This is a genomic window from Streptomyces acidicola, assembly GCF_009377235.1.
Taxonomy (GTDB): domain Bacteria; phylum Actinomycetota; class Actinomycetes; order Streptomycetales; family Streptomycetaceae; genus Streptomyces; species Streptomyces acidicola.
In genome coordinates, this window is record NZ_VMNX01000074.1 from 17,183 (window position 1) to 39,478 (window position 22,296).

Here is a 22,296-nt window from a genome sequence, read left to right on the forward strand (position 1 = left end):
CGGGTCTGACGGTGAGCCGGTGGGGACGGCGGCGAACAAAATACGGCGGCGAACAAAATAGCGAACACCGGTGACCGGAGTGAGGGACGGGGGTGGTGTGGCGATAGCCTCGGCGTCCCGTACCAGCCCCGAAGGAGCCCGCATGGCCGCGATCAGCCTCAGCAAGGTCGAGGAGACCGCGCCCGCACTCGTCAGCCTCTACAAGACCGCCGGCGTCAGTCTCGCGAAGCACGGGCTGAACGGGCAACGGGCGGCCGTCTACCTCGTCGTCGACTACTCCGGGTCGATGCGACCGTACTTCCGGGACGGCAGCGTGCAGGCGCTCGCCGATCGCGTGCTCGGTCTGTCCGCGCACCTCGACGACGACGGGACCGTACCCGTCGTCTTCTTCTCCACCGACGTCGACGCTGTCGCCGACATCACCCTCGCCGACCACCGGGGCCGTATCGAGCGCATCGCGGCCGGTCTCGGTCACATGGGGAAGACCAGCTATCACCTGGCCATGGACGCCGTCATCGACCACTACCTCGACAGCGGTTCACAGGACCCCGCCCTCGTCGTCTTCCAGACCGACGGCGGGCCGATCAGCAAGCCCGCTGCGGAACGGTATCTGTGCAAGGCGGCCCGGCTGCCGCTGTTCTGGCAGTTCATCGGTTTCGGGGACCCGGACAGCAAGCAGTTCGACTTCCTGCGCAAGCTCGACGAGCTGGCGGTGCCGGGCAAGCGGGTCGTCGACAACGCCGGCTTCTTCCACGCCGGTTCGGATCCCGGGCAGGTCTCCGACGGGGAGCTGTACGACCGGCTGGTGGCTGAGTTCCCGAAGTGGCTGGTGGCGGCGCGGGCCCAGGGGATCGTGGCGTAGGGCCCTGAGCGCACCCCGGGATCGCGGTGTGAGTACGCGCGAGGATTCGCCGTGTGAGCGGTGTGACAGAAGTGGGGAGTGGGCCCCATTTACATCGTACGCCGTGCGTGCCACCCTGAGGGCAGCCGACGGGAGGGCGGGCGACGACGCATGGACGGCGCGCGATCGGTCAGCGGGAAGGGCGGCGGAAGAGGCGCCACGACGGGCAACGGGGAGCGGCTCGCGGACTGGGCCGACGGGCGCCTGGGGGTCTACGCGCCGGCGAAGGCCAACCTGCGCAAGGTGTTCCCGGACCACTGGTCCTTCATGCTCGGCGAGGTCTGCCTCTACAGCTTCCTCATCCTGATCCTCACGGGCGTCTACCTCACGCTCTTCTTCGAACCGAGCGGCGTCGAGGTCGTCTACAACGGCTCGTACGAGCCCCTGGGCGGCGTCATCATGACCAGGGCGTACGAGTCCACGCTGGAGATCAGCTTCGATGTGCGCGGCGGACTGCTGATCCGGCAGATCCACCACTGGGCCGCGCTCGTGTTCGTCGCCGGGATGCTCGTGCACATGATGCGGGTGTTCTTCACCGGCGCCTTCCGCAAGCCGCGCGAGGTCAACTGGCTGTTCGGCTGGACCCTGTTGATGCTCGGCCTCATCACCGGCCTGACCGGCTACTCGCTCCCCGACGACCTGCTCTCCGGCACCGGCGTCCGGTTCGCGCAAGGCGCCATCCTGTCGGTCCCGGTCGTGGGGACGTACCTCTCGTTCTTCCTCTTCGGAGGGGAGTTCCCCGGGCACGACATCATCTCGCGGTTCTTCCCGATCCACGTGCTGCTGCTGCCCGGGATCATGCTGGGCCTGGTCGTGGCCCATCTGATCCTGGTCTTCTACCACAAGCACACGCAGTACCCCGGGCCCGGACGGGACCAGAAATCCGTGGTCGGCATGCCGTTCATGCCGGTCTACATGGCCAAGGCCGGCGGCTTCTTCTTCCTCGTCTTCGGCGTGCTGTCGCTGATGGGGGCGATCGCGACCATCAACCCCGTGTGGGCCTTCGGACCGTACCGGCCCGACCTGGTGACGACCGGCGCCCAGCCCGACTGGTACCTCGGCTTCTCCGAGGGGCTGATCCGGGTGATGCCGGGATGGGAGATCAACGCCTTCGGCCACACGCTGGCCCTGGGCGTCTTCATCCCCTTCTCGCTCTTCCCGCTGATCATGCTGGCCATCGCCGTGTACCCCTTCATCGAGGCGTGGATCACCGGCGACAAGCGTGAGCACCACATCCTGGACCGGCCGCGCAACGCCCCCGTACGCACCGCGCTGGGCGTGGCCTGGCTCAGCCTGTACGGGGTGCTGCTGATCGGCGGCGGCAACGACGTCGTGGCCACCCATCTGCACCTGTCGATCAACTCCATCACGTGGTTCGTACGCATCGGTTTCTTCGTGGTGCCGGTACTCGCCTTCGTCGTCACCAAGCGGATCTGCCTGGGGTTGCAGCGCCGGGACCGCGACAAGGCGCTGCACGGGAGGGAGACCGGCGTGCTCAAACGGCTCCCGCACGGCGAGTACGTCGAGGTCCACGCGCCGCTCTCGCGGGAGCAGTTGCACACGCTCACACAGCACGAGCAGCTGCCGCCGTACGAGATCGGCCCGCGCGTCGACGCGAACGGCGTCGTCCGCCGGGTCAAGGGTGCCCAGCGGCTGCGCGCGCGGCTCGCCCGGGCCATGTACGGGCCCGACAGCCACGTCCCGAAGCCGACGGCCGAGGAGTACCGGGAGCTCACGAGCGGTGACCACCACCACTGAGCACCACCTCCCGACACTCGCCCGGTGTGCCCCACACCGTGCGCAGGGCACGGGCCTTGGTGAGCCAGAGCGACAGGTCGTGCTCGGCGGTGTAGCCGATCGCGCCGTGCAGTTGCAGGGCCGTGCGCGCGGTCGCGTACGCGGCCTCGCAGGCGGTGACCTTGGCGGCGGCCACATCGGCCGGGTCCAGGGTGACCGCCGCGCCGAGCACCAGCGGGCGCGCGAACTCCAGCGCCACCTTCGCGTCGGCCAGCCGGTGCTTCACCGCCTGGAACGAGCCTATGGGCACGCCGAACTGGGTCCGCTGCCGCACATACGCCACCGTCCTGTCGAGCAGCGCCAGCCCGACCCCGAGCGCCTGCGCGGCGGTGGCTAGCCGGGCCCAGAGGAGGGCGTGGGCGAAGGGGGTTGAGGCGGCGAGGAGTTCGCCATCGGGGTGCAGGATCGTGAGGCGGCGAGCCGGGTCCAGGGAGCGGCGGACGGGCCCGTGTCCGGGGGCGAGACGCAGTGCGCCGTCGGCGGTCAGGGACAGGCGGGTCGTGGCGGTGTCCCCGTCGAGGGCGTACGACCCGGAACGCGCCACGGTCGCCGTCGACTCGCCCGTCACCAGCGCCGGGACCAGACGCTTGGCGGGACCCGGGTCGTCCAGCCCGGTGAGCAGAACGGTCGCCGTCACGGTCTCCACCAGCGGGCCCGGCACGGCATGCCGCCCCAACTCCGTGAAGGCGACCACGAGTTCGACAGGCAGCGGGCCCACGCCCTCGTACGCCTCCGGTGCGGCCAGCGCGAAGAGCCCCGCCTGGCCGATACGGCGCCACAGGGCGCGCCCCGCTACGTGATCACCACGACCCCAGTCACGTATCACCGACGGTGTGTCCGCGGCCGTCAGCATCGAGCCCAGCGAGTCGGCGAAGGCCCGCTGCTCAGTGGTCAGGAGGAAGCGCATCTAGCGGCGGCCCTTCGGGAGGCCGAGCAGGCGCTCGGCGATGATGTCGCGCTGGATCTCGTTCGTGCCGGCGTAGATCGGGCCCGCCAGGGAGAACACATAGCTCTCCGACCAGTCCGTGTCCGCCTGCTCGCCCTCCTCGCCCAGGAGATCGAGGGCCGTCTCCTGCACGGCGATGTCGTACTCCGACCAGAAGACCTTGTTCAGGCTGGACTCGGGCCCGAGCCGCTCGCCCGCGGTGGAGCGGGAGGCGGCGGCGTACGTGAAGAGCTGGTAGGCGCGGGCTCCGATCAGGGCGTCGGCGACGCGGTCACGGGCGAGCGGGTCCCGGCCACGCTCCCGCCAGAGTGCGGCCAGGCGGTCGGCGGCGGCCATGAAGCGGCCGGGGGAGCGGAGCGTGAGCCCGCGCTCCTCGGCGGTCGTCGACATGGCGATACGCCAGCCCTGGCCCGGCTCACCGATCACGTCCTCGTCGGGCACGAAGACCTCGTCGAGGAACAGCTCGGCGAAGGCGGGCCTGCCGTCCAGGCGGCCTATGGGGCGGACCGTGACGCCGGGCGCGCGCAGGTCGAACATCAGGTAGGTGAGCCCCTGATGAGGCGATGGGGGTACCGCCCGCGCGAGCGAGGCCGAGCGTGGGGGAGTGTCCGGCTCGCTACGGAACAGGCCGAACGCCCGGTCTGCGAACGCCGCCCGCGACGACCACGTCTTCTGCCCGCTCAGACGCCAGCCGCCGTCGGTGCGCACCGCGCGCGAGGTGAGCGAGGCCAGATCCGAACCGGCCTCCGGCTCCGACCAGGCCTGCGCCCACACCGTCTCACCGGTTGCCATCGGCGGCAGCACGCGCGCGCGTTGCTCCTGCGTGCCGTGGGTGAAGAGCGTGGGGGCGAGGAGACTGATGCCGTTCTGGCCGACCCGGCCCGGGGCGCCCGCCGCGTAGTACTCCTCCTCGAAGACCAGCCAGCGGAAGATGTCGGCCCCTCGGCCCCCGTACTCCTCGGGCCAGGACACCACCGCCCAGCGGTCCGCCGCCAGCTCGGCCTCCCAGGTGCGGTGGGCCGCGAAGCCGTCTTCGGTCTCCAGCGAGGGCAGCGGCTCGGCCGGCACATGGGCGTCGAGCCAGGCGCGGGCCTCGGCTCGGAACGCCTCGTCGGCGGGGGAGAGCGTCAGGTCCACGGTCACCGTCCTTCGCTGTCATGCGTCGCCGTTCTTCCCTAACAATCGTTTGGTAGATTAGCGTGGCCCTATGACAGACGTCGAGAGTCCGGCGTACGTGCCCGGTCACGGACTGTTGCGGGGGCGCACCGCGGTGGTCACCGCGGCCGCGGGGGCGGGAGTCGGCGGGGCCACCGCGCGCCGGTTCCTGGAGGAGGGCGCGCGGGTCCTGATCAGCGACGCGCACACCCGGCGGCTCAAGGAGTACGAGGAGGAGCTGGCCGGGGAGTTCGGCGAGCACGCCGTCGGCGCACAGCCGTGCGATGTCACCGACGAGACCCAGGTCCAGGGGCTCTTCGACACCGCCCGGAGTCGGCACGGCGGGCTCGACATCGTGGTCAACAACGCGGGCCTCGGCGGTACTTCGCCCCTCGTCGACATGACCGACGAGCAGTGGTCGCGCGTCCTGGACGTGACGCTGAACGGCACGTTCCGCTGTCTGCGGGCCGCCCTGCGGGCCTTCCGTGAGGCAGGCGCGAGCGGCAGCCGCGGAGGAGTCATCGTCAACAACGCCTCCGTGGTCGGCTGGCGCGCCCAGGCCGGGCAGGCCCACTACGCCGCCGCCAAGGCCGGCGTCATGGCGCTGACCCGGTGCGCGGCCGTGGAAGCCGCCGAGTACGGGGTACGGGTCAACGCGGTCTCGCCGAGCCTCGCCATGCACCCCCACCTGGTGAAGGTGACGACCCCGGAACTGCTCGCCGAGCTGACCGCCCGCGAAGCCTTCGGGCGGTACGCCGAACCATGGGAGGTGGCCAACGTGATCGTCTTCCTGGCGTCCGGGTACTCGTCCTACATGACCGGCGAGGTCGTCGCCGTCAGCAGCCAGCACCCCTAGGACCACAATGTGTCCGTGCCTACCAAGAAGAAGCCCCAGGTGACCGCCGCACCGGAACGGCGGCGCGAACTCCTCGACACCGCCGCCGAGGTCTTCGCCGAGCAGGGCTACAACGCCACCACCGTCCGCAAGATCGCCGATCACGCGGGGATGCTCGCGGGCAGCCTCTACTACCACTTCGACTCCAAGGAGTCGATGCTGGAGGAGATCCTGCGGACCTTCCTCGACGAGCTCTGGGACGGCTACGACGCGGTCCTGGGCGACGAACTCGGGCCCCGGGAGACCCTGGAGGCCCTGGTCACCGAGTCCTTCCGGGAGATCGACCGGCACCGCGCCGCCGTCGCCATCTACCAGAAGGAGTCCAAGCAGCTCGCCCCGCAGGAGCGCTTCGCGTTCCTCGCCGAGTCGCAGCGCAAGTTCGAGAAGGCGTGGCTGTCCACGCTGGAGCGCGGGGTCGCCGCCAAGGTCTTCCGGGCCGACCTCGACATCCGGCTCACCTACCGGTTCGTGCGCGACACCGTGTGGGTCGCCGCGTCCTGGTACCGGCCCGGCGGACAGCACAGCCCGGAGGAGATCGCCCGCCAGTACCTGTCGATGGTGCTGGACGGAATCGCCGTACGCGAATAGCTGTTTCAGCTGTTGAACCCAGGGAGCCGAGATGACCGAGGCCTATATCGTCGAAGCGGTCCGCACGCCCGTCGGGCGGCGCGGGGGAGGCCTGGCCGGGGTCCACCCGGCCGACCTCGGGGCGCATGTCCTCAAGGAGCTGGTGACCCGCTCCGGGATCGACCCGTCCGCCGTCGAGGACGTGGTCTTCGGCTGCCTGGACACCGTCGGGCCCCAGGCCGGCGACATCGCCCGCACCTGCTGGCTCGCCGCCGGACTGCCCGAGGAGGTGCCGGGCGTCACCGTCGACCGCCAGTGCGGTTCCTCCCAGCAGGCCGTGCACTTCGCCGCGCAGGCCGTCCTGTCCGGCACCCAGGACCTGGTCGTCGCGGGCGGCGTCCAGAACATGTCGATGGTCCCCATCGCCTTCGCCTCCCGCCAGGCCGCCGTACCTCTCGGCCTCACCGAGGGACCCTTCGCGGGCAGCGAGGGCTGGCGCGCCCGCTACGGGAACCAGCCCGTGAACCAGTTCGCCGGCGCCGAGATGATCGCCGCCAAGTGGGGCATCAGCCGCCGCGACCAGGAGGAGTACGCCCTGCGCTCCCACCAGCGCGCGGTCCGTGCCCTCGACGAGGGCCGCTTCGAACGCGAGACCGTCCCGTACGGCGAGGTCACGGCCGACGAGGGCCCGCGCCGCGACACCTCGCTGGAGAAGATGGCCGCCCTCAAACCGGTGATCGACGGCGGCACCGTCACGGCCGCCTGCTCCTCCCAGGTCTCCGACGGCGCCGCCGCGCTGCTCCTCGCCTCCGAACGGGCCGTACAGGAGCACGCGCTGACCCCGCGCGCCCGCGTCCACCACCTCTCCGTGCGTGGCGAGGACCCCATCCGTATGCTCACCGCCCCCATCCCGGCGACCGCGTACGCCCTGAAGAAGACGGGACTCTCCCTCGACGCCATCGACCTCGTCGAGATCAACGAGGCCTTCGCGCCCGTCGTCCTGGCCTGGCTGAAGGAGACCGGCGCCGACCCGGACAGGGTCAACGTCAACGGCGGCGCCGTCGCCCTCGGCCACCCCCTCGGCGCCACGGGCGCCAAGCTGATGACGACCCTCCTCCACGAACTCGAACGCACCGGTGCCCGCTACGGCCTCCAGACGATGTGCGAGGGCGGGGGGCAGGCGAACGTGACGATCATCGAGCGACTCTGAGCGCCTCCAGGGACTTCAGCACCTCCTCCGCCTCCGCCATGATCCGGTCCACCAGCTCCGCACAGGAAGGCAGGTCGTCGATCACCCCGGCGACCTGCCCCGACGCCATCACCCCGAGGTCCGTACGGCCCTGAACCATCGACGCCTTGAGGAGCATCGGGGTGTTCGCGGCGAGGAGGACCTGGCTCCAGGTGAGGTCCTTGCCGTGCCGCAGGGCGAGCCCTTCGCGGACCATCCGGGACCAGGACAGCCCGGAGACTTTGCGGAAACCGGCCGCATGGCGCACCGCCCGAATGAGCGCTCTCGCACGCCCGGACTTCTCCAGGGCGTCCACGAACTCGGTCCGCAGCATGCGGTGCGGCAGCCCGTCCACGGCCGCGGTGACCGTGACGTCCCGGACAGTCGCCGCGAGGTACGTGGCCTTCACGGTGTCCGGGACCGTCGAGTCCGCGGTCAGCAGGAACCGCGTGCCCATGGCGATCCCCTCCGCCCCGAACGCCAGCGCCGCCACCAGACCCCGCCCGTCGTGGAAGCCGCCCGCCGCCACGACCGGTATGTCCACGGCGTCGACCACCTGGGAAAGCAGCACGGTCGTCGCCACCTCCCCGGTGTGCCCGCCGCCCTCGCCGCCCTGCACGATCACCGCGTCCGCACCCCACGCCGCCACCTTCTCCGCGTGCCGGCGGGCACCTATGGAGGGGATGACGACCACACCGGCGTCCTTGAGCTCGCCGATCAGCTCCCTGGACGGCGCCAGCGCGAACGACGCCACGCGCACACCCTCCTCGATGATGATCCGTACCCGGTCAGGGGCATCCTCCGCGTCGGCCCGCAGGTTCACCCCGAACGGCGCGTCCGTGCGGGACCGCACCTCCCGTGCGGCGTCGCGGAGTTGGTCGAGTGTCATCGTCGCGGACGCCAGGATGCCGAGCGCGCCCGCGTTCGCCACGGCGGAGACCAGGCGGGGGCCCGCCACCCAGCCCATGCCGGTCTGCACGACGGGGTGACGGACTCCGACGAGCCGGGTGAGCGCGGTGTCCATCAGCGGACCGCCTCTCCGGCCGCGGTGGAGGTCGGGACCTCCCGCTCCCGGGTGCCCTCCGGGTCGAGCACCTCGCGGATCAACCGCAGCTCTTCCGGTGTCGGTTCAGGGGTCCGGGGAGGGTCACCGGGAACCGTGAGCTCGAATCCCGTCGCCTCCCGCACCTGCTCCACCGTCACCCCCGGGTGCAGCGAGGCCAGGCGCATCGAGTGATCCGGCGTGGCGAAGTCGAAGACCCCGAGGTCGGACACCACGCGGGGGATGCGGTGGAAACGGCCCGTGACCGGATGCTCGGCCACACGGTCGTATCCCACCCCGCACACCATGTCGACCTGCTCGACGAAGACCCGCCGGGAGTGCCTCGGTATCCAGTAACTGGTCGGGTTGTTGAGCGTGTTGACCGGTGCGCCCCGCACTCCGAGCAACTGCCGGCGGGGCCTGGCCCAGTCCCCGATGCACGAGATGTTCTGGTTGCCGTACCGGTCGATCTGGCTCGCGCCCATCATCACGTGCCGTCTGCCGCCGGTGACCAGGGCCAGGTGCCGGCGGTACGGCAGCCAGCCCTCCGGCGCGCCGTCCGGACCGACGAGCGTCGCCTCACCGTCGGTCAGCAGCAGCTCCGGGGCGAAGGTCAGCCGGGCCAGCCGCGCACCCACGGAGGGGATCAGGCCCATGGGGCTCGCGAGGATCTCCCCCGCACCGCGCCAGGCCTCGGCGCAGGCGATCACGCAGTACTCGGCCCGGGTCACGGCCGTCATGTCCCCTCCTTCTCCTCGTGCTTCTCCCCGCGCGCCCTCTTCTCCTCGCGCACCTGCTTCTTCCCGTGCTCCTTGTTCTCTTTGTGCTCCTTGTGCCAGGCCTGTACGGCGCGCTGATAGTCCTGCTCGTCCCCGGTGAGGAACCGCTCGGCGAACTCCGGCCAGGGTGTGCTCGCGTAGTGCCGCTGGAACTCCTCGTCCCGGCCGTAGTCCGGCACACACGACGTGAAGTGCGCCCCGGTCGGGGCCTCCACCACTCCGGTCACCGTGTGCCGTCCCACCAGCAGTGTCTGGGGCGCCGCCTCCTTCGTCAGCTCCGCCGTGTCCACGATGCGCTCGCACGAGACGTACGCGCGGTCGGCCGCCTCGCAGAACAGGTCGTCGAAGTACGGGTCCGGGCCCAGGTACTGCCCGTTGCCCAGCCGGTCCGCGCGGTTCAGGTGGACGAACGCCGCGTCCATCCGCAGGGCGGGCATGGCGACGAGCGTCTCCCCGTCCTCGTACGGTGACCGAACCGTCCGTAACCCGGGATTGACCCGCATCACGTCCGAGCCGATGCCCGCGCGCACCGGTATGAAGGGCAGCCGGTTCGCGGCCGCGTGCAGGCCCCACATGAACATCGCCTCGTCGACCTCCATCAGCTCGAAGGCTCCGCGCTCGCGGGCCGCGCGGTAGTGCGGTTCGAGCGGGATCGAGTCGAGGGTCGCGAACGCGGCGACCAGCTTCCGTATGCGCCCGGCGGCCGCGAGCATGCCCACGTCCGGGCCGCCGTACGAGACGACCGTGAGATCGGTGATCCCGGAGCGCAGCAGTGCCCGCACCAGGGCCATCGGTTTGCGGCGCGAGCCCCAGCCGCCGATGCCGAGGGTCATGCCGCTCTCCAGCCGGGAGACGACCTCGTCGGAGGTCATCGTCTTGTCAGCCATGGTCACCCACCTGTGCCCCCTCCTTCCCGAAGGTGTCCCGGACCCGGTCGCCCACCCCGCTGAGGCTCGCCTCGAAGGTGAAGCCCTGCTCGAAGCGGTAGCTGCGGCGGACGTCGACAGGGTCGATGCCGTTGATCGCGGCCTTGGCGAGCCGGATCAGCCGGCCGTCCTTGGCGGCTATCTCACGGGCCAGCTCCAGCGCGGCGGCGCGCAGATCGCCGTGCGGCACGACCCGCCACACCGACCCGTGCGTGTGCAACTCGGCAGCCGTCGCCGTGCGCGACGTGTAGTACAACGCCCGCATCAGGTGCTGCGGGACCAGCCGGGCCAGGTGCGTGGCCGCGCCCAGCGCGCCCCGGTCCAGCTCGGGCAGGCCGAACGTGGCTTCGTCGCTCGCCACGATCGCGTCCGCGTTCCCCACGAGGCCTATCCCGCCGCCCAGACAGAAGCCGTGCACCTCCGCGACCACGGGCACCTCGCACTCGTACACCGCGGCGAAGGCCTCCGCGCAGCCCTCGCTGGCACCCGCCAGCGCCGGGCCGCCCTGCGCCTGTATCTCCTTGATGTCCACCCCCGCGTTGAACCCGCGCCCCTCGGCCGCCAGCACCACACAGCGGACGTCGGCATCGCGCCCGGCCGCGCGCACGGCCTCGGCCAGCTCGAACCAGCCGCGCACCGGCAGCGCGTTCACCGGCGGGAAGTCGACCGTGACGACGGAAATCCCCTTTTCCGGGGATGAGGTGGAGACACCCATCAGCTCATCAGCTACCTTTCCACCAAACATTTGTTAGGTTCGTGTCGAAGGTAGCAGCGAACGGAAGCCCGCGGGAGAGCCTGTGGATAACTCCGCACAGCGAGCAGGACAGCAGCGAGCAGGACAGCAAGGCGATACCGGCCTGAGGGGCAAGCTCGCTCTCGTCACCGGAGGCACCCGCGGTGTCGGCGCCGGGATCGCGCGGGCCTTCGTCGAGGCGGGCGCCCACACCGTCGTCTGTGCCCGGCGGCCCCCCGAAAAGCCGGTCGAGGGAACGGAGTTCGTGCCCGTGGACGTCCGGGACCCCGACGCCGTGCACCACCTGTTCGACGGCCTGCCCCGTGTCGACGTCCTCGTCAACAACGCGGGCGGCTCCCCCTACCGCCCCCTGGCCGACGCCGGTGCCGCTACCGCCGCCCGGCGCCACGCCCGCGTCATCGAGCTCAACCTCACCGCGCCGCTGACCGTCTCGCTCGCCGCGTACGAGCACCTCAGGCGGGCCAGGGGCGCCATCGTGATGATCGGCAGTGTGAGCGGGGCCCGGCCCTCGCCCGGGACGGCGGCGTACGGCGCGGCCAAGGCGGGACTGGAGAACCTGGCCCGCTCGATGGCCGTGGAGTGGGCGCCGGACATCCGCGTCAACACACTCGTCGTCGGCATGGTCCGCACCGAGCTGTCCCACCTCCACTACGGCGACGAGGGCGGTGTCGCGGCCGTCGCCCGCACGGTCCCGCTGGGGCGCCTCGCCGAGCCCTCCGACATCGGCGACGCCGCCGTCTTCCTCGCCTCGGACTCCGCCGCGTACATCACCGGGGCCTCGCTCCTCGTCCACGGCGGCGGCGAACGGCCGGCCTTCCTCGATGCAGCGACCGTCAACCACCGGACCGGGAAAGGAGAACCGGGATGAACGCACGCCGGCTCTGTGAGGGGCGCGTGGTCATCGTCACCGGCGCGGGGCGCGGACTGGGGCGCGCCCACGCCCTCGCGTACGCCGCCGAGGGCGCCCGTGTCGTCGTCAACGACCTCGGCGTCGGTCTCGACGGCACCCCGGGACCGGACAGCCCGGCGTCCCGGGTCGCCGACGAGATCCGCGCGGCCGGTGGCCAGGCGGTCACCCACGGCGGCGACATCGCCACGACCGAGGGCGCAGCGTCCCTCGTACACACCGCGCTGGAGACGTACGGCCGGCTCGACACCCTCGTCAACAACGCCGGGTTCCTGCGCGACCGGATGCTCGTCAACCTCGACGAGGACGACTGGGACGCCGTCGTCCGCGTCCACCTGAAGGGGCACTTCCTGCCGCTGAAGCACGCGGCCGCGCACTGGCGGTCCGAGGCCAAGGCGGGGGGAACACCGGTGGCCCGGGTCGTCAACACCAGCAGCGGCGCGGGCCTGCTGGGCTCGGTCGGTCAGGGCAACTACAGCGCGGCCAAGGCCGGCATTGTCGGGCTCACCCTGGTCGCTGCGGCCGAACTCGGGCGCTACGGGGTCCAGGTGAACGCCATCGCTCCCGCGGCCCGCACCCGTATGACGGAACACGCCTTCGCCGAGACGATGACCGCACCCGACAGCGGCTTCGACACGATGGCCCCGGAGAACGTGTCGCCGCTGGTCGTGTGGCTCGGCTCCGCGGCGAGCGCGGGTGTCACCGGGCGCGTCTTCGAGGCCGAGGGCGGCCGCATCACGGTCATGGAAGGCTGGCGACCGGGGCCGACCGCCGACAGGGGAGCCCGTTGGACGCCGGCCGAGGCGGGCGAGGAGGCCCTCAAACTCCTGGCGGAGGCGGAGCTTCCGAGGCCGGTGTACGGGGCGGGGTGACGTGGGCGTCGACCTCCGGGGGAGCGGCGAGCGGGCCGATTCCCTCGGCCAGGGCGCCCCTCAGCAGCTCCACGATCTCCGCGTGGCCGGTCTGCTGGTCGTTGCCCGCCACCGTCCGGCCACCGGTGCGGAGTTCGACCACGACGGTGATGCCGCCGTCCTCGGGGACACGGTGGGTCGTCACTTCGTTGCCCGGGCCGTACGCCCGCTCCAGCCCGGAGCGCAGCTCCGACGCCACGTCCAGCGTCAGCCAGCGGTGCGCCTCCGCCAGAGCCTCCGCGCGCGCGTGGGCGCCGTGCCCCAGCAGGGCGCGCACGCACGAGGGGGAACCTCGGCGTGCCGCCGCCACCAGTGGGGGTTCGCCCGCCGGGGTGGGGCGGTCCGGGTCCGCGCCGTGCTCCAGAAGGGCCGCCACCACGTCGGCGTTGCCCCTCTGTACCGCCCACGTCAGTGCGGTGAAGCCCAGCTCCTCCTCCAGGTCGGGCGTCGCCCCGGCGGCCAGCAGCGCGCGGACGACCTCCGTGTGGCCGCCGCAGGCCGCTCCGCACAGCGGGGAGTCCGTGCCTGCGCTGAGACGGTCCGGGTCGGCGCCCGCCGCCAGGAGCAGGCGCGCGATGCCGGGCATGTCGCTGACCGTCGTCAGGTACAGGACCGACTGGCCGTCCTCGTCCGTCGCCTCCGGGCTGGCGCCGGCACGCAGCAGCCGTACGACCGCGTCCTCGTCATCCTCGTACACCGCCGTGAAGAGACCTGGTCCGGTCGGCGGCTCGTGCTCGCTCATACCGCCCGAGCCTCGCTCGCCCGGCCCGCTTCAGGCAAAGGCTTAAATGGATATGACACATGACGTGGTCCGGTATGGATCCTCAGGTGTCGCACTCCAGTACGGTCCGGCACAACCCGCAGCGGGCGCGGACCCGGCCCCGGACCGGGACCCTGATGCGCTGGTGGCAGGTGGGGCAGGGGAAGGAGACACGCAGTGGGCCCCGGCCGTCGGGTGTGAACGCGTACGGGACCCCCGGCAGCGGGCCAAGCGGGCGGGAGTCCTGGGTGGACCGGTGGTCCTGGGCATGGCGCCGGTCCCTGGCGTAGCGGCGGCGGCCCGCCCAGCCGGCGGCCGTCAGCGGGGGCTGCTGCTCGTCGCGACGGGCCTGGGCCGCGCCCCTGGTGTACGCGGTGTACGCCTGCGGGCTGGTGAACCAGATCGACGGGTCCTCGCCGAACAGCGCCGCCCGCTTCGCGAGCACATAGCCGAACTCCTCCGGGGTGAGGTAGCCCAGCTTCTGTGAGGAGGCCCGGTCCTCCCGGAAGGCGTCCAGCAGGAGCCAGCCCGCGCCGAGGTACGTCGTCGCCGTGTCCGTGAGGATCTCGTTGTCGCGGGTGCCGGAGAACGACAGGCCCAGACGGTGCAGGTAGACGTGCATGACCTCGTGGGCAAGGGCCGCGCCGATGTCCCGGCGGTGGGTGCGGAAGCGGTCGTTGAGCTCGATGAAGTACTCGGGACCCGCGGTCAGCTCGACGTTCGCCGCGTGGGCCATCTCGCGGAAGCTGATGATCATCCGGGTGTCCGGCAGCCGGTAGTGCAGGACGATCTCACGGGCGACGCGCTGCGCGCCCAGATGCAGGTCGTCCGTGTCGCAGAACGCCACGTCGACGGGCGCCACGCTGGTGCCGAAGCTGTGGATCGTGTCGTACGACAGGCGTTTGTACAGCGCGGTGATCGACTCCCGTACGGTGTCCAGGTGCGGGAAGCCGTGCTCAACAGGTCCGCCGTTCGCCACGTCAGCACCCCCACGACGCCTCGGTACGCCTCCACTTTAAGTCGACGGTCGTGCGTGCCGACGGGTTGGCACCCGGCGCACGGTGGCGCGTTTTCGCCCCTTGTGGCCGGTGGACGCGGATCTTCATACTTCACACAACGTTCTGACAGGGACCTGACCGTCATCTGAGGTGCGATATGCCCTTCGATGTGTCATGAACCTGACATTACGTGCCCCACCCCCCACGAAAGGACAGTCCGTTGAAGAAGCTGTTCTCCTTCCTCAAGAGAGCCGCGGTGGCCGGTGCCGCCGCCCTCGCCGTCGTCAGCCTCCAGCCGGTCAGCGCGAGTGCCGCGCCCTCCCCGGTCGTGGGCGGAACCCGTGCCGCGCAGGGCGAGTTCCCGTTCATGGTCCGGCTCTCCATGGGCTGTGGAGGCGCCCTCTACACCCAGCAGATCGTGCTGACCGCCGCTCACTGTGTGAGCGGTTCCGGCAACAACACCAGCATCACGGCCACCGCCGGTGTCGTGGACCTGCAGTCCACCAGCGGCCGCGTCCAGGTGCGCTCCACCAAGGTCCTCCAGGCGCCCGGCTACAACGGCACCGGCAAGGACTGGGCCCTCATCAAGCTCGCCCAGCCGATCAACCTGCCGACCCTGAAGATCGCCACGACCACGCAGTACAACACCGGTGACTTCACCGTCGCCGGCTGGGGCGCGGCAACCGAAGGCGGCGCCCAGCAGCGCTACCTCCTCAAGGCCACCGTGCCGTTCGTCAGCGACGCCACCTGCAAGGCCTACGGGGGTCTCTACGACGACCTCGTCGCGGGCGAGGAGATCTGCGCCGGCTTCCCGCAAGGCGGCGTCGACACCTGCCAGGGCGACTCCGGTGGCCCCATGTTCCGCAAGGACAACGCCGGTGCCTGGATCCAGGTCGGCATCGTCAGCTGGGGCGAGGGCTGCGCCCGGCCCAACGCCCCCGGTGTCTACACCGAGGTGTCGACCTTCGCGTCTGCCATAGCCCAGGCGGCGTCCACGCTGTGACGCGGCAGAGCACGCTGTGACACGACCGTGCACGCGGTGACTCCCGCGTCCACGCCGTGACGCACGAGGCGCCCGCGACCGAGGTCGCGGGCGCCTCTCGTCATGATCACGCCGGACCAGCGGCCCGGCGCGCGGGCCCGTCCGCCTTCCAGGCGCCCAGCCTCCGCCGCGAACAGAGCTACGGCGAACAGAGCTACCGCGAGACCGGCCGCAGCGACGGCATCCCCGGCGGCAACGACGACGTGCGCTTCCCCAGGCCGCCTGCGGCCTCCTGGAGCTCCAGCACCCACAGGTCGTTCACGCCCTCGCGCAGCACCGGACCGGGCACGTACAGCGCGTCCTGCGGCCCCACCGACCAGTAACGGCCCAGGTTGAAGCCGTTGACCCAGACGAAGCCCCGCGTCCAGCCCGGCAGTTCGAGGAGCGCGTCCCCCGCTCCGTTCACCTCGAACGTGCCGCGGTACAGCCCGCAGGCGCCCCCCTCGGGCAGCTCCCGGAACGGCACACCCTCAACGTCGTCCAGCGCGTCGAGACGCAACCCACGCGCGCGTACACCGTGCACGAACGCCCGCTCGTGCAGGACACCCCCGGTGATGCCCTTCGGCTCGCCGAGCCGGGGCCCGTAATTGGCCCTCCCCAGGGACTCCACCCACAGCTCCACGCGCGCGGGACCCGCGACAGGCTCCTTCAGCTGGGGCTCGTCCTCCGTGAGTACCCCGGCCCGCTCCCCGTCGACGTACACCACGGCGAGGTCGCGCAGCCCGCGCGCGAGCAACGGGTACGGCTCCCTGGGCCCGGGGATGTCCACGGAGTAGTGCACCAGTCCCCGGTCCACATCCAGTTCCTCGAAGGTGGGCGGCACCTGCGCCTCGACCGACGGGCCGCCGCGCGCCTCCAGGACGTCCTCCAGAGGCGCCCACGCGGTGAGCCGCGCCGTGACGGCCTCACCGAGGGACGCGGGCGGGGGCGGTACATCCGGCAGGGGTCCGTCCGCGTACTCCGCGAGGATCTCGCGGAAGCTCCAGAACTTCTCGGTGGGGCGCCCGTACTCGTCGATCGGCGCGTCGTAGTCGTACGACGTGACGTCCGGGTGCAGCGTCCCGTCATGCAGGACGCCGCCACCCCGGTTGGCGCCCGACCAGCCCGCGAAGTTCGTACCGCCGTGCGCCATGTAGAGGTTCACCGAGGCACCGCACTCCAGGATCTCGCGCAGCGACCGAGCGGCGTCCTCGGCATCGCGTGCCGCCTGCTCACCGCCCCAGTAGGTGAACCAGCCGCACCACCACTCCATGCACATCAGCGGGCCCGTGGGGCGGTGCCGGCGCAGCACGTCGAACGCCTCGCGCCCCCGGGACCCGAACGTGGCCGTCGCCAGCAGCCCCGGAACCGAGCCACCGGTGAGCATGTGGTCCTCCGGACCGTCCGTGGTGCACAGCGGCACCGTCACGCCCTCGGCGACCAGCAGGTCGGCCAGCCGCCGCAGGTACACCTGGTCGGTGCCGTAGCTGCCGTACTCGTTCTCGACCTGCACGATGATCACCGGCCCGCCGCGGTCGATCTGCCGGGGCACGACCTCGCCCAGCAGACGCCGGAACCAGCGCTCCACCGGCCCCAGGAACCGCTCGTCCCGCGTGCGCAGCCGACCCGTCACCCAGTGCGGCAGCCCGCCGTTCTCCCACTCCGCGCAGATGTACGGCCCCGGACGCACGATCGCCCACAGCCCCGCCTCCCGGGCCGCGTCCAGGAACCGGCCCAGCTGCCCCACCTCGTGGAACTCGCCGGGGCGCGGTTCGTGCAGGTTCCACGGGACGTACGTCTCCACACAGTTGAGGCCCATCGCCCGCAGCATCGCCAGGCGGTGGCCCCAGTGCTCCTCACGCACCCGGAAGTAGTGCAGCGCGCCCGACAGCAGCCGCACCGGGCGCCCGTCCAGCAGGAAGTCGCTGTCTCCGACACTGAATTCGCTGTCTCCCAGCCTGGATTCGCTCATGGCCCCACCCTTGCCCCCTGGCGGTGTGCCCGTCCATGGACAAAGATCGACGGCGCTTGGACGAAAGTGAGGGCACCGTGGACGCAGCCAGGCGCGCCTACCACACCTGGATGCGGTACTTCACGCCCGGTCCGGCCCTCCACCGGCTCGGCCTCGCCTGCCTCGGCGTCGGACTGCAGTACGGCGAGCTGCCCACCGTCGGCCCCCGCACCCTCGACCACCACGTGGCCGTCGTGATCGGCGCGGGCGGCGGCTGGTTCCGGGCCGGCGACGGGCCCCGCGTCGAGGTCACCGCGCCCGTCCTGCTCTGGCTCACCCCCGGCGTCCCGCACCACTACGGCCCCGACCCGCACTGGGACGAGAGCTGGGTCGCCTTCACCGGGCCCGCCACCGAGGCGTACACCGAACTCGGCTGCATCGAACCGGACCGGCCCGTGGTGCCCCTCTCGGACGCGTCCGGCGCCCGCGCGGTCATCGGCCGCATCGCCCGCACCGTCCAGCGCGACACGCCCCTGCCCGAGGTGGCGGCCGGCGCCGCCCTGCACGAGCTCCTCGTCACCCTGCGCGGCGCCCGCGCCGACCTCGCCCCCGACGGAAACCGGCTCCTGCAGGCCCTCGCCCGCGACGCCTGTCGGCCCCTGTCGGTCGCCGAACACGCCGCCCGGCTCGGCATGACCACCGCCGAACTGCGCACCGCCGTCCGTCGCGGCGCGGGCTGCAGCCCCAAGGACTACCTCCTGCGCATCCGTCTGGACCGCGCCAAGGAACTGCTGGCTTCGACCGACCTGCCCGTCGCCGCCGTGGCCCGCCGCGTCGGCTACGACGACCCGGCCTACTTCTCCCGCCTGTTCACCCGCCGCGTCGGCGTGGCCCCGGTCCACTTCCGCACCCAGGAGAGCCGCCCGGCGATCGAACAACCGCACGCCCCGTAGGGTGACGCCCATGACCACCAGCAACACCGGCATCGGAGAAGTCGACCCCGCCGTCCGCGCCGAGCTCGCCCGGCTGCGCGAGAGCATCGACAACATCGACGCCGCCGTCGTCCACATGCTCGCCGAGCGCTTCAAGTGCACCCAGCAGGTCGGCCACCTCAAGGCCGAGCACCGGCTGCCGCCCGCCGACCCCACACGCGAGGCCCAGCAGATCGCCCGGCTGCGCAACCTCGCCGAGAACGCCAACCTCGACCCGGCCTTCGCCGAGAAACTCCTGGGTTTCATCATCGCCGAGGTCATCCGCCACCACGAGCGCATCGCGGACGACGCGGTGAACGGCGCATCCGCCACGGGGGAGTGACACCGCGCCCCGGGCGCACCACGGAGGACGGCAGAGGGCGGCGGACAAAAGCCGTGTACCGGCCCGCCCCTGTGCCGTGTCAGTGGCATCAGGCAGCATGTCCTGCATGTCCGTACTGACGCGCGACGAAGCGCAGACCCGTGCCAAGCTCCTCGACGTCCACCGCTATCAGATCGACCTCGACCTGACACACGGCGACGAGTTGTTCGTCTCCCGCACCGTCATCCACTTCACGGTACGCGGGGACCAGAACGTCACGGACACGTTCATCGAGCTCAAGCCCGAAGAACTGCGCCACGCCGCCCTCGACGGACACAACCTCGACCTCGACACGTTCACCGAGAACCGGCTGCCCCTCAAGGACCTCACCACCGGCGAGCACGAGCTGCGCATCGACGCCGTCATGCGCTACTCCCGCACCGGCGAGGGCATGCACCGCTTCACCGACCCCACCGACGGCGAGACCTACGTCTACACGCAACTCGCCCTGGACGACTGCAAGCGCGTCTTCCCGGCCTTCGACCAACCCGACCTCAAGGCCGTCTTCGAACTGTCCGTGACGGCGCCCAAAAACTGGAAGGTCATCGCCAACGGCGTCACCGAACAGCAGGAGGACGGCACCTGGCGCGCCGCCCCCACACCGCTGATCTCCACCTACCTGGTCGCCGTCGCCGCCGGACCCTGGCACTCCGTGCACACCGAACACCAGGGACTCCCCTTCGCCCTCCACTGCCGCCGCTCCCTCGCCCCCCACCTGGACGTCGACGCCGACGAAATCCTCGACATCACGCGTGCGTGCTTCGACCGCTACCACGAGAAGTTCGAAGAGCCGTACCCCTTCGACTCCTACGACCAGGCATTCGTCCCCGAGTTCAACTTCGGCGCCATGGAGAACCCCGGCCTGGTCACCTTCCGCGATGAGTTCGTCTACCGCTCCGCCGTCACCGACACCGAGCGGCAGACCCGCGCCATGGTCATCGCCCACGAGATGGCCCACATGTGGTTCGGCGACCTCGTCACCCTCCAGTGGTGGGACGACATCTGGCTCAACGAGTCCTTCGCCGAGTACATGGGCTACCAGACCCTCACCGAAGCCTCCCGCTTCACCGACACCTGGGTCGACTTCGGCGTCGCCCGCAAGGCCTGGGGCTACGACGCCGACCAACGCCCCTCCACCCACCCGGTCGCCCCCGACACCGTCGACGACACCGCCTCCGCCCTGCTCAACTTCGACGGCATCTCCTACGCCAAGGGCGCCTCCGCCCTCCGGCAACTCGTGGCCTGGCTCGGCGAGAAGAACTTCCTCGCGGGCATCAACACCCACTTCGCCCGCCACCGTTTCGGCAACGCCACCCTCGCCGACTTCATCGACTCCCTCGCCGACGCCACCGATCGCGACGTACACGCCTGGGCCGCCTCCTGGCTGCGCACCACAGGCATCGACACACTCACCCCGAAGGTCAACCCGGCCGACGACGGCACCTACACCCTCACCGCCGAGCGCCACGGCAGCCGCCCGCACCGCGTCGCCGTCGGCCTCTACGACCGGGACCCCGGTGACAACGGCCACCTCGTCCTGCGCGAACGCCCCCAACTCGACATCCCCCAGGACGAGGCCAGGCCGATCGGCAAACGACCCGCGCTGCTCCTCCTCAACGACGGCGACCTCACCTACGCCAAGGTCCGCTTCGACCCCGAATCCTTCGCAGCCGTCCGCGACAACCTGTCCCAGCTCCCCGACCCGCTGACCCGCGCCGTCGTCTGGAACTCCCTGCGGGACGCCGTCCGCGACGGCGAACTGCCCCCCACCGCCTACCTGGAAGCCGCGCGCACCCATCTGCCCCTCGAAACGGACGTGGCACTGGTCCAGGGCGTCCTGTCGTTCGCGTCGGCCCAGATCGCGGACCGCTTCCTGGCCGACACGGAGCGGCCCGCCGCCCTGTCCACGCTCACCGCCCTGTGCCGCGACCTGATCCGCCGCACCGAGGACGGCTCCCACCCCGGCCTGCGCCTCACGGCCGTACGCCACTTCATCGATGTCGCCGCCCACTCCGACACCATCGCCGCCTGGCTCGCCGACGGCACCGTGCCCGGCGGTCCCGAGCTCGACCCCGAGCTGCGCTGGCGCATCCTGGGCCGCCTCGCGGTCCTCGGCGCCACCGGCGAGGCCGCGATCGCCGCCGAGGTGCAGCGCGACCCGAGCGCCACCGGCCAGGAGGGCGCCGCCCGCTGCCGGGCCGCGCTGCCCGACCCGGAGGCCAAGCGCACGGCCTGGGAGGCCATGTTCGCCACCGACGACCTCTCCAACTACCTGTTCACGGCCACCGCCCAAGGCTTCTGGCAGCCCGAACAGGCCGAGCTGGTCGAGGAGTACGTCCAGCGGTACTTCACCGACGCCGTCGCAGTCGCCGCCCGCCGCAGCCCCGCCATCGCCGTCGCCGCGGGCCGCTGGGCCTTCCCCGTGCACGCCGTCCACGCGAAAACCCTCCGCCTCGGCGAGCAGTGCCTCCGCGAGTCCGACCCGACCCCGTCCCTGCGCCGCCAGCTGACGGACCAACTGGATGACCTGGGGCGCGCATTGAAGGTGAGGGAGGCACACAGCGAGGGGAACTGACGGGAGCTGAAGCGCGCCCCGTAAGGGGCGCTGCGCTGCATCAAGACGCGGCTCCGCCGCGAGGAGGGGTACCTCCCCGCTCGAACAGAGTTGAGAGCTTGCGGGAGCAGCAAATCGCCCATACTCCCCCCAGACCCCCACAGGCAGAGCAGACCGCCACCGGCACAGACCCCCCACGGCCCCCCACGACACTCTCCAAACAGCACCCTTAGCGCAGCCGCATCGTTGTCCACGGCATGAGCGCCCCGCCCCTCGCCTCAGGAGCCGGAGGCCGCCACGCGCTGCGGCCCCTGCTCGACACGGTGCTCGACGCACTACAAGAAGGCGCGGACGCACGCGGCGGCGGCCCCCTCCCCGCAGGCGGGCCACAGGCCGTCGCCGCACACATCCGGGCCGCCCTCGGCGAGGTACTCCCACGCCACGGCGACCCAGACGCCCTCCACACCCTCGTCCGCGCGTTCGCCGCGGGCGCCGCCGACCCCGCCGACCCCCTGTGCGCGGCCCACCTTCACTGCCCGCCCCTCGCCGTCGCGACCGCCGCCGACCTCGCCGTCTCCGCCCTCAACCCCTCCCTCGACTCATGGGACCAGGCCCCGGCCGCCTCGGCGCTGGAGACACTCGTCACCAGAGCACTCGCCGACGAACTGCACGCGCGCGACGCCCTGGTCACCACCGGAGGCACCGAGTCCAACCAACTCGCCCTCCTCCTGGCCCGCGAAACCCGGCACGCCCCAGGGCCACTCCGGCTCGTCTGCGGCGCCAACGCCCACCACTCCCTGCGCCGCGCCGCCTGGCTCCTCGGCCTCCCCGAACCCGTCGTCGTCCCCACC

20 protein-coding genes and 1 pseudogene are annotated in these 22,296 nt (G+C 71.4%); 12 read left to right on the forward strand and 9 right to left on the reverse strand.

Annotated elements, in window-relative coordinates:
* Nucleotides 1-142 precede the first annotated feature (142 nt).
* Both FPZ41_RS20455 and qcrB read left to right on the forward strand, forming a co-directional pair.
* Entirely contained in the window at nt 143-862 is a 720-nt protein-coding gene (locus FPZ41_RS20455) for a vWA domain-containing protein (RefSeq protein ID WP_152864627.1), read from the forward strand.
* 150 nt (nt 863-1,012) lie between these two features.
* Nucleotides 1,013-2,659, forward strand: coding sequence for a cytochrome bc1 complex cytochrome b subunit (gene qcrB / locus FPZ41_RS20460; protein ID WP_152864629.1), 1,647 nt, complete (start codon nt 1,013-1,015; stop codon nt 2,657-2,659).
* Here the strand turns inward: qcrB and FPZ41_RS20465 are convergent.
* Both FPZ41_RS20465 and FPZ41_RS20470 read right to left on the reverse strand, forming a co-directional pair.
* Entirely contained in the window at nt 2,634-3,605 is a 972-nt protein-coding gene (locus FPZ41_RS20465) for an acyl-CoA dehydrogenase family protein (RefSeq protein ID WP_152864631.1), read from the reverse strand. The genes qcrB and FPZ41_RS20465 overlap by 26 nt on opposite strands.
* The gene (locus FPZ41_RS20470; RefSeq protein WP_322620494.1) at nt 3,606-4,781 is read right to left on the reverse strand and encodes an acyl-CoA dehydrogenase family protein; all 1,176 of its coding nucleotides are present in this window, start codon (nt 4,779-4,781) and stop codon (nt 3,606-3,608) included. It lies immediately after the preceding gene.
* 70 nt (nt 4,782-4,851) lie between these two features.
* On the opposite strand from FPZ41_RS20470, the gene FPZ41_RS20475 reads away from it, so the two are divergent.
* The 3 genes from FPZ41_RS20475 to FPZ41_RS20485 are packed head-to-tail and all read left to right on the forward strand — an operon-like array spanning nt 4,852 to nt 7,471.
* Nucleotides 4,852-5,655 carry an SDR family oxidoreductase gene (locus FPZ41_RS20475; protein ID WP_152864633.1) on the forward strand — a complete coding sequence of 268 codons (804 nt, stop codon included), beginning with the start codon at nt 4,852-4,854 and terminating at the stop codon, nt 5,653-5,655.
* A gap of 15 nt (nt 5,656-5,670) precedes the next feature.
* A complete protein-coding gene (locus FPZ41_RS20480) occupies nt 5,671-6,282 on the forward strand; it encodes a TetR/AcrR family transcriptional regulator (protein WP_131563435.1) in 612 nt (203 codons plus the stop codon).
* A 31-nt stretch (nt 6,283-6,313) separates the two neighbouring features.
* Entirely contained in the window at nt 6,314-7,471 is a 1,158-nt protein-coding gene (locus FPZ41_RS20485) for an acetyl-CoA C-acetyltransferase (protein ID WP_152864636.1), read from the forward strand.
* On the opposite strand, the gene FPZ41_RS20490 is transcribed toward FPZ41_RS20485, so the two are convergent.
* Genes FPZ41_RS20490 through FPZ41_RS20505 form a run of 4 tightly spaced genes read right to left on the reverse strand, consistent with a single transcriptional unit; the run spans nt 7,455 to nt 10,951 of the window.
* On the reverse strand, nt 7,455-8,513 hold the full coding sequence (locus FPZ41_RS20490; RefSeq protein WP_152864639.1) for an NAD(P)H-dependent flavin oxidoreductase: 1,059 nt from the start codon (nt 8,511-8,513) through the stop codon (nt 7,455-7,457). The two genes, FPZ41_RS20485 and FPZ41_RS20490, sit on opposite strands and share 17 nt — an antisense overlap.
* Nucleotides 8,513-9,271, reverse strand: coding sequence for a CoA-transferase subunit beta (locus FPZ41_RS20495; RefSeq protein WP_152864641.1), 759 nt, complete (start codon nt 9,269-9,271; stop codon nt 8,513-8,515). The genes FPZ41_RS20490 and FPZ41_RS20495 overlap by 1 nt, the downstream gene beginning before the upstream one ends.
* Nucleotides 9,268-10,197 (reverse strand): CoA transferase subunit A, encoded by a 930-nt coding sequence (locus FPZ41_RS20500; protein WP_152864643.1) that lies wholly within the window; start codon nt 10,195-10,197, stop codon nt 9,268-9,270. Before FPZ41_RS20500 ends, FPZ41_RS20495 begins: the two co-directional genes overlap by 4 nt.
* A complete protein-coding gene (locus FPZ41_RS20505; RefSeq protein ID WP_152864645.1) occupies nt 10,190-10,951 on the reverse strand; it encodes an enoyl-CoA hydratase family protein in 762 nt (253 codons plus the stop codon). Before FPZ41_RS20505 ends, FPZ41_RS20500 begins: the two co-directional genes overlap by 8 nt.
* 142 nt (nt 10,952-11,093) lie before the next feature.
* On the opposite strand from FPZ41_RS20505, the gene FPZ41_RS20510 reads away from it, so the two are divergent.
* Both FPZ41_RS20510 and FPZ41_RS20515 read left to right on the forward strand, forming a co-directional pair.
* Nucleotides 11,094-11,858 (forward strand): SDR family oxidoreductase, encoded by a 765-nt coding sequence (locus FPZ41_RS20510; RefSeq protein ID WP_152864667.1) that lies wholly within the window; start codon nt 11,094-11,096, stop codon nt 11,856-11,858.
* Nucleotides 11,855-12,769, forward strand: coding sequence for an SDR family oxidoreductase (locus FPZ41_RS20515; RefSeq protein ID WP_152864647.1), 915 nt, complete (start codon nt 11,855-11,857; stop codon nt 12,767-12,769). The genes FPZ41_RS20510 and FPZ41_RS20515 overlap by 4 nt, the downstream gene beginning before the upstream one ends.
* Here the strand turns inward: FPZ41_RS20515 and FPZ41_RS20520 are convergent.
* Both FPZ41_RS20520 and FPZ41_RS20525 read right to left on the reverse strand, forming a co-directional pair.
* Nucleotides 12,717-13,550, reverse strand: a complete 834-nt coding sequence (locus FPZ41_RS20520) for an ankyrin repeat domain-containing protein (protein WP_152864649.1) — start codon at nt 13,548-13,550, stop codon at nt 12,717-12,719. The genes FPZ41_RS20515 and FPZ41_RS20520 overlap by 53 nt on opposite strands.
* A gap of 82 nt (nt 13,551-13,632) precedes the next feature.
* Nucleotides 13,633-14,547 carry a hypothetical protein gene (locus tag FPZ41_RS20525; RefSeq protein WP_322620495.1) on the reverse strand — a complete coding sequence of 305 codons (915 nt, stop codon included), beginning with the start codon at nt 14,545-14,547 and terminating at the stop codon, nt 13,633-13,635.
* A 239-nt stretch (nt 14,548-14,786) separates the two neighbouring features.
* Between FPZ41_RS20525 and FPZ41_RS20530 the strand changes: the two genes are divergently transcribed.
* Entirely contained in the window at nt 14,787-15,569 is a 783-nt protein-coding gene (locus FPZ41_RS20530) for a S1 family peptidase (protein ID WP_152864651.1), read from the forward strand.
* Between the two features lie 193 nt (nt 15,570-15,762).
* Here FPZ41_RS20530 and FPZ41_RS20535 read toward each other — a convergent pair whose 3' ends face one another.
* Nucleotides 15,763-17,559, reverse strand: a complete 1,797-nt coding sequence (locus FPZ41_RS20535) for a glycoside hydrolase family 35 protein (RefSeq protein WP_152864653.1) — start codon at nt 17,557-17,559, stop codon at nt 15,763-15,765.
* Between the two features lie 110 nt (nt 17,560-17,669).
* On the opposite strand from FPZ41_RS20535, the gene FPZ41_RS20540 reads away from it, so the two are divergent.
* From FPZ41_RS20540 to FPZ41_RS20555, 4 genes and pseudogenes are all read left to right on the forward strand, one after another.
* Nucleotides 17,670-18,491 (forward strand): helix-turn-helix domain-containing protein, encoded by an 822-nt coding sequence (locus FPZ41_RS20540; protein WP_228022858.1) that lies wholly within the window; start codon nt 17,670-17,672, stop codon nt 18,489-18,491.
* A gap of 10 nt (nt 18,492-18,501) precedes the next feature.
* Entirely contained in the window at nt 18,502-18,852 is a 351-nt protein-coding gene (locus FPZ41_RS20545; protein WP_152864657.1) for a chorismate mutase, read from the forward strand.
* Nucleotides 18,853-18,958: 106 nt separating this feature from the next.
* The gene (gene pepN, locus FPZ41_RS20550; RefSeq protein WP_194236154.1) at nt 18,959-21,466 is read left to right on the forward strand and encodes an aminopeptidase N; all 2,508 of its coding nucleotides are present in this window, start codon (nt 18,959-18,961) and stop codon (nt 21,464-21,466) included.
* 236 nt (nt 21,467-21,702) lie between these two features.
* Nucleotides 21,703-22,296, forward strand: a pseudogene (locus tag FPZ41_RS20555) (aspartate aminotransferase family protein); the annotation flags it as partial.

Coding starts and splice junctions, on each gene's coding strand:
- FPZ41_RS20455 (WP_152864627.1), top strand. CDS start 143: ATGGCCGCGATCAGCCTCAGCAAGGTCGAGGAGACCGCGCCCGCACTC.
- qcrB (WP_152864629.1), top strand. CDS start 1,013: ATGGACGGCGCGCGATCGGTCAGCGGGAAGGGCGGCGGAAGAGGCGCC.
- FPZ41_RS20465 (WP_152864631.1), bottom strand. CDS start 3,605: ATGCGCTTCCTCCTGACCACTGAGCAGCGGGCCTTCGCCGACTCGCTG.
- FPZ41_RS20475 (WP_152864633.1), top strand. CDS start 4,852: ATGACAGACGTCGAGAGTCCGGCGTACGTGCCCGGTCACGGACTGTTG.
- FPZ41_RS20485 (WP_152864636.1), top strand. CDS start 6,314: ATGACCGAGGCCTATATCGTCGAAGCGGTCCGCACGCCCGTCGGGCGG.
- FPZ41_RS20490 (WP_152864639.1), bottom strand. CDS start 8,513: ATGGACACCGCGCTCACCCGGCTCGTCGGAGTCCGTCACCCCGTCGTG.
- FPZ41_RS20495 (WP_152864641.1), bottom strand. CDS start 9,271: ATGACGGCCGTGACCCGGGCCGAGTACTGCGTGATCGCCTGCGCCGAG.
- FPZ41_RS20500 (WP_152864643.1), bottom strand. CDS start 10,197: ATGGCTGACAAGACGATGACCTCCGACGAGGTCGTCTCCCGGCTGGAG.
- FPZ41_RS20505 (WP_152864645.1), bottom strand. CDS start 10,951: ATGGGTGTCTCCACCTCATCCCCGGAAAAGGGGATTTCCGTCGTCACG.
- FPZ41_RS20515 (WP_152864647.1), top strand. CDS start 11,855: ATGAACGCACGCCGGCTCTGTGAGGGGCGCGTGGTCATCGTCACCGGC.
- FPZ41_RS20520 (WP_152864649.1), bottom strand. CDS start 13,550: ATGAGCGAGCACGAGCCGCCGACCGGACCAGGTCTCTTCACGGCGGTG.
- FPZ41_RS20535 (WP_152864653.1), bottom strand. CDS start 17,559: ATGAGCGAATCCAGGCTGGGAGACAGCGAATTCAGTGTCGGAGACAGC.
- FPZ41_RS20540 (WP_228022858.1), top strand. CDS start 17,670: ATGCGGTACTTCACGCCCGGTCCGGCCCTCCACCGGCTCGGCCTCGCC.
- FPZ41_RS20545 (WP_152864657.1), top strand. CDS start 18,502: ATGACCACCAGCAACACCGGCATCGGAGAAGTCGACCCCGCCGTCCGC.
- pepN (WP_194236154.1), top strand. CDS start 18,959: ATGTCCGTACTGACGCGCGACGAAGCGCAGACCCGTGCCAAGCTCCTC.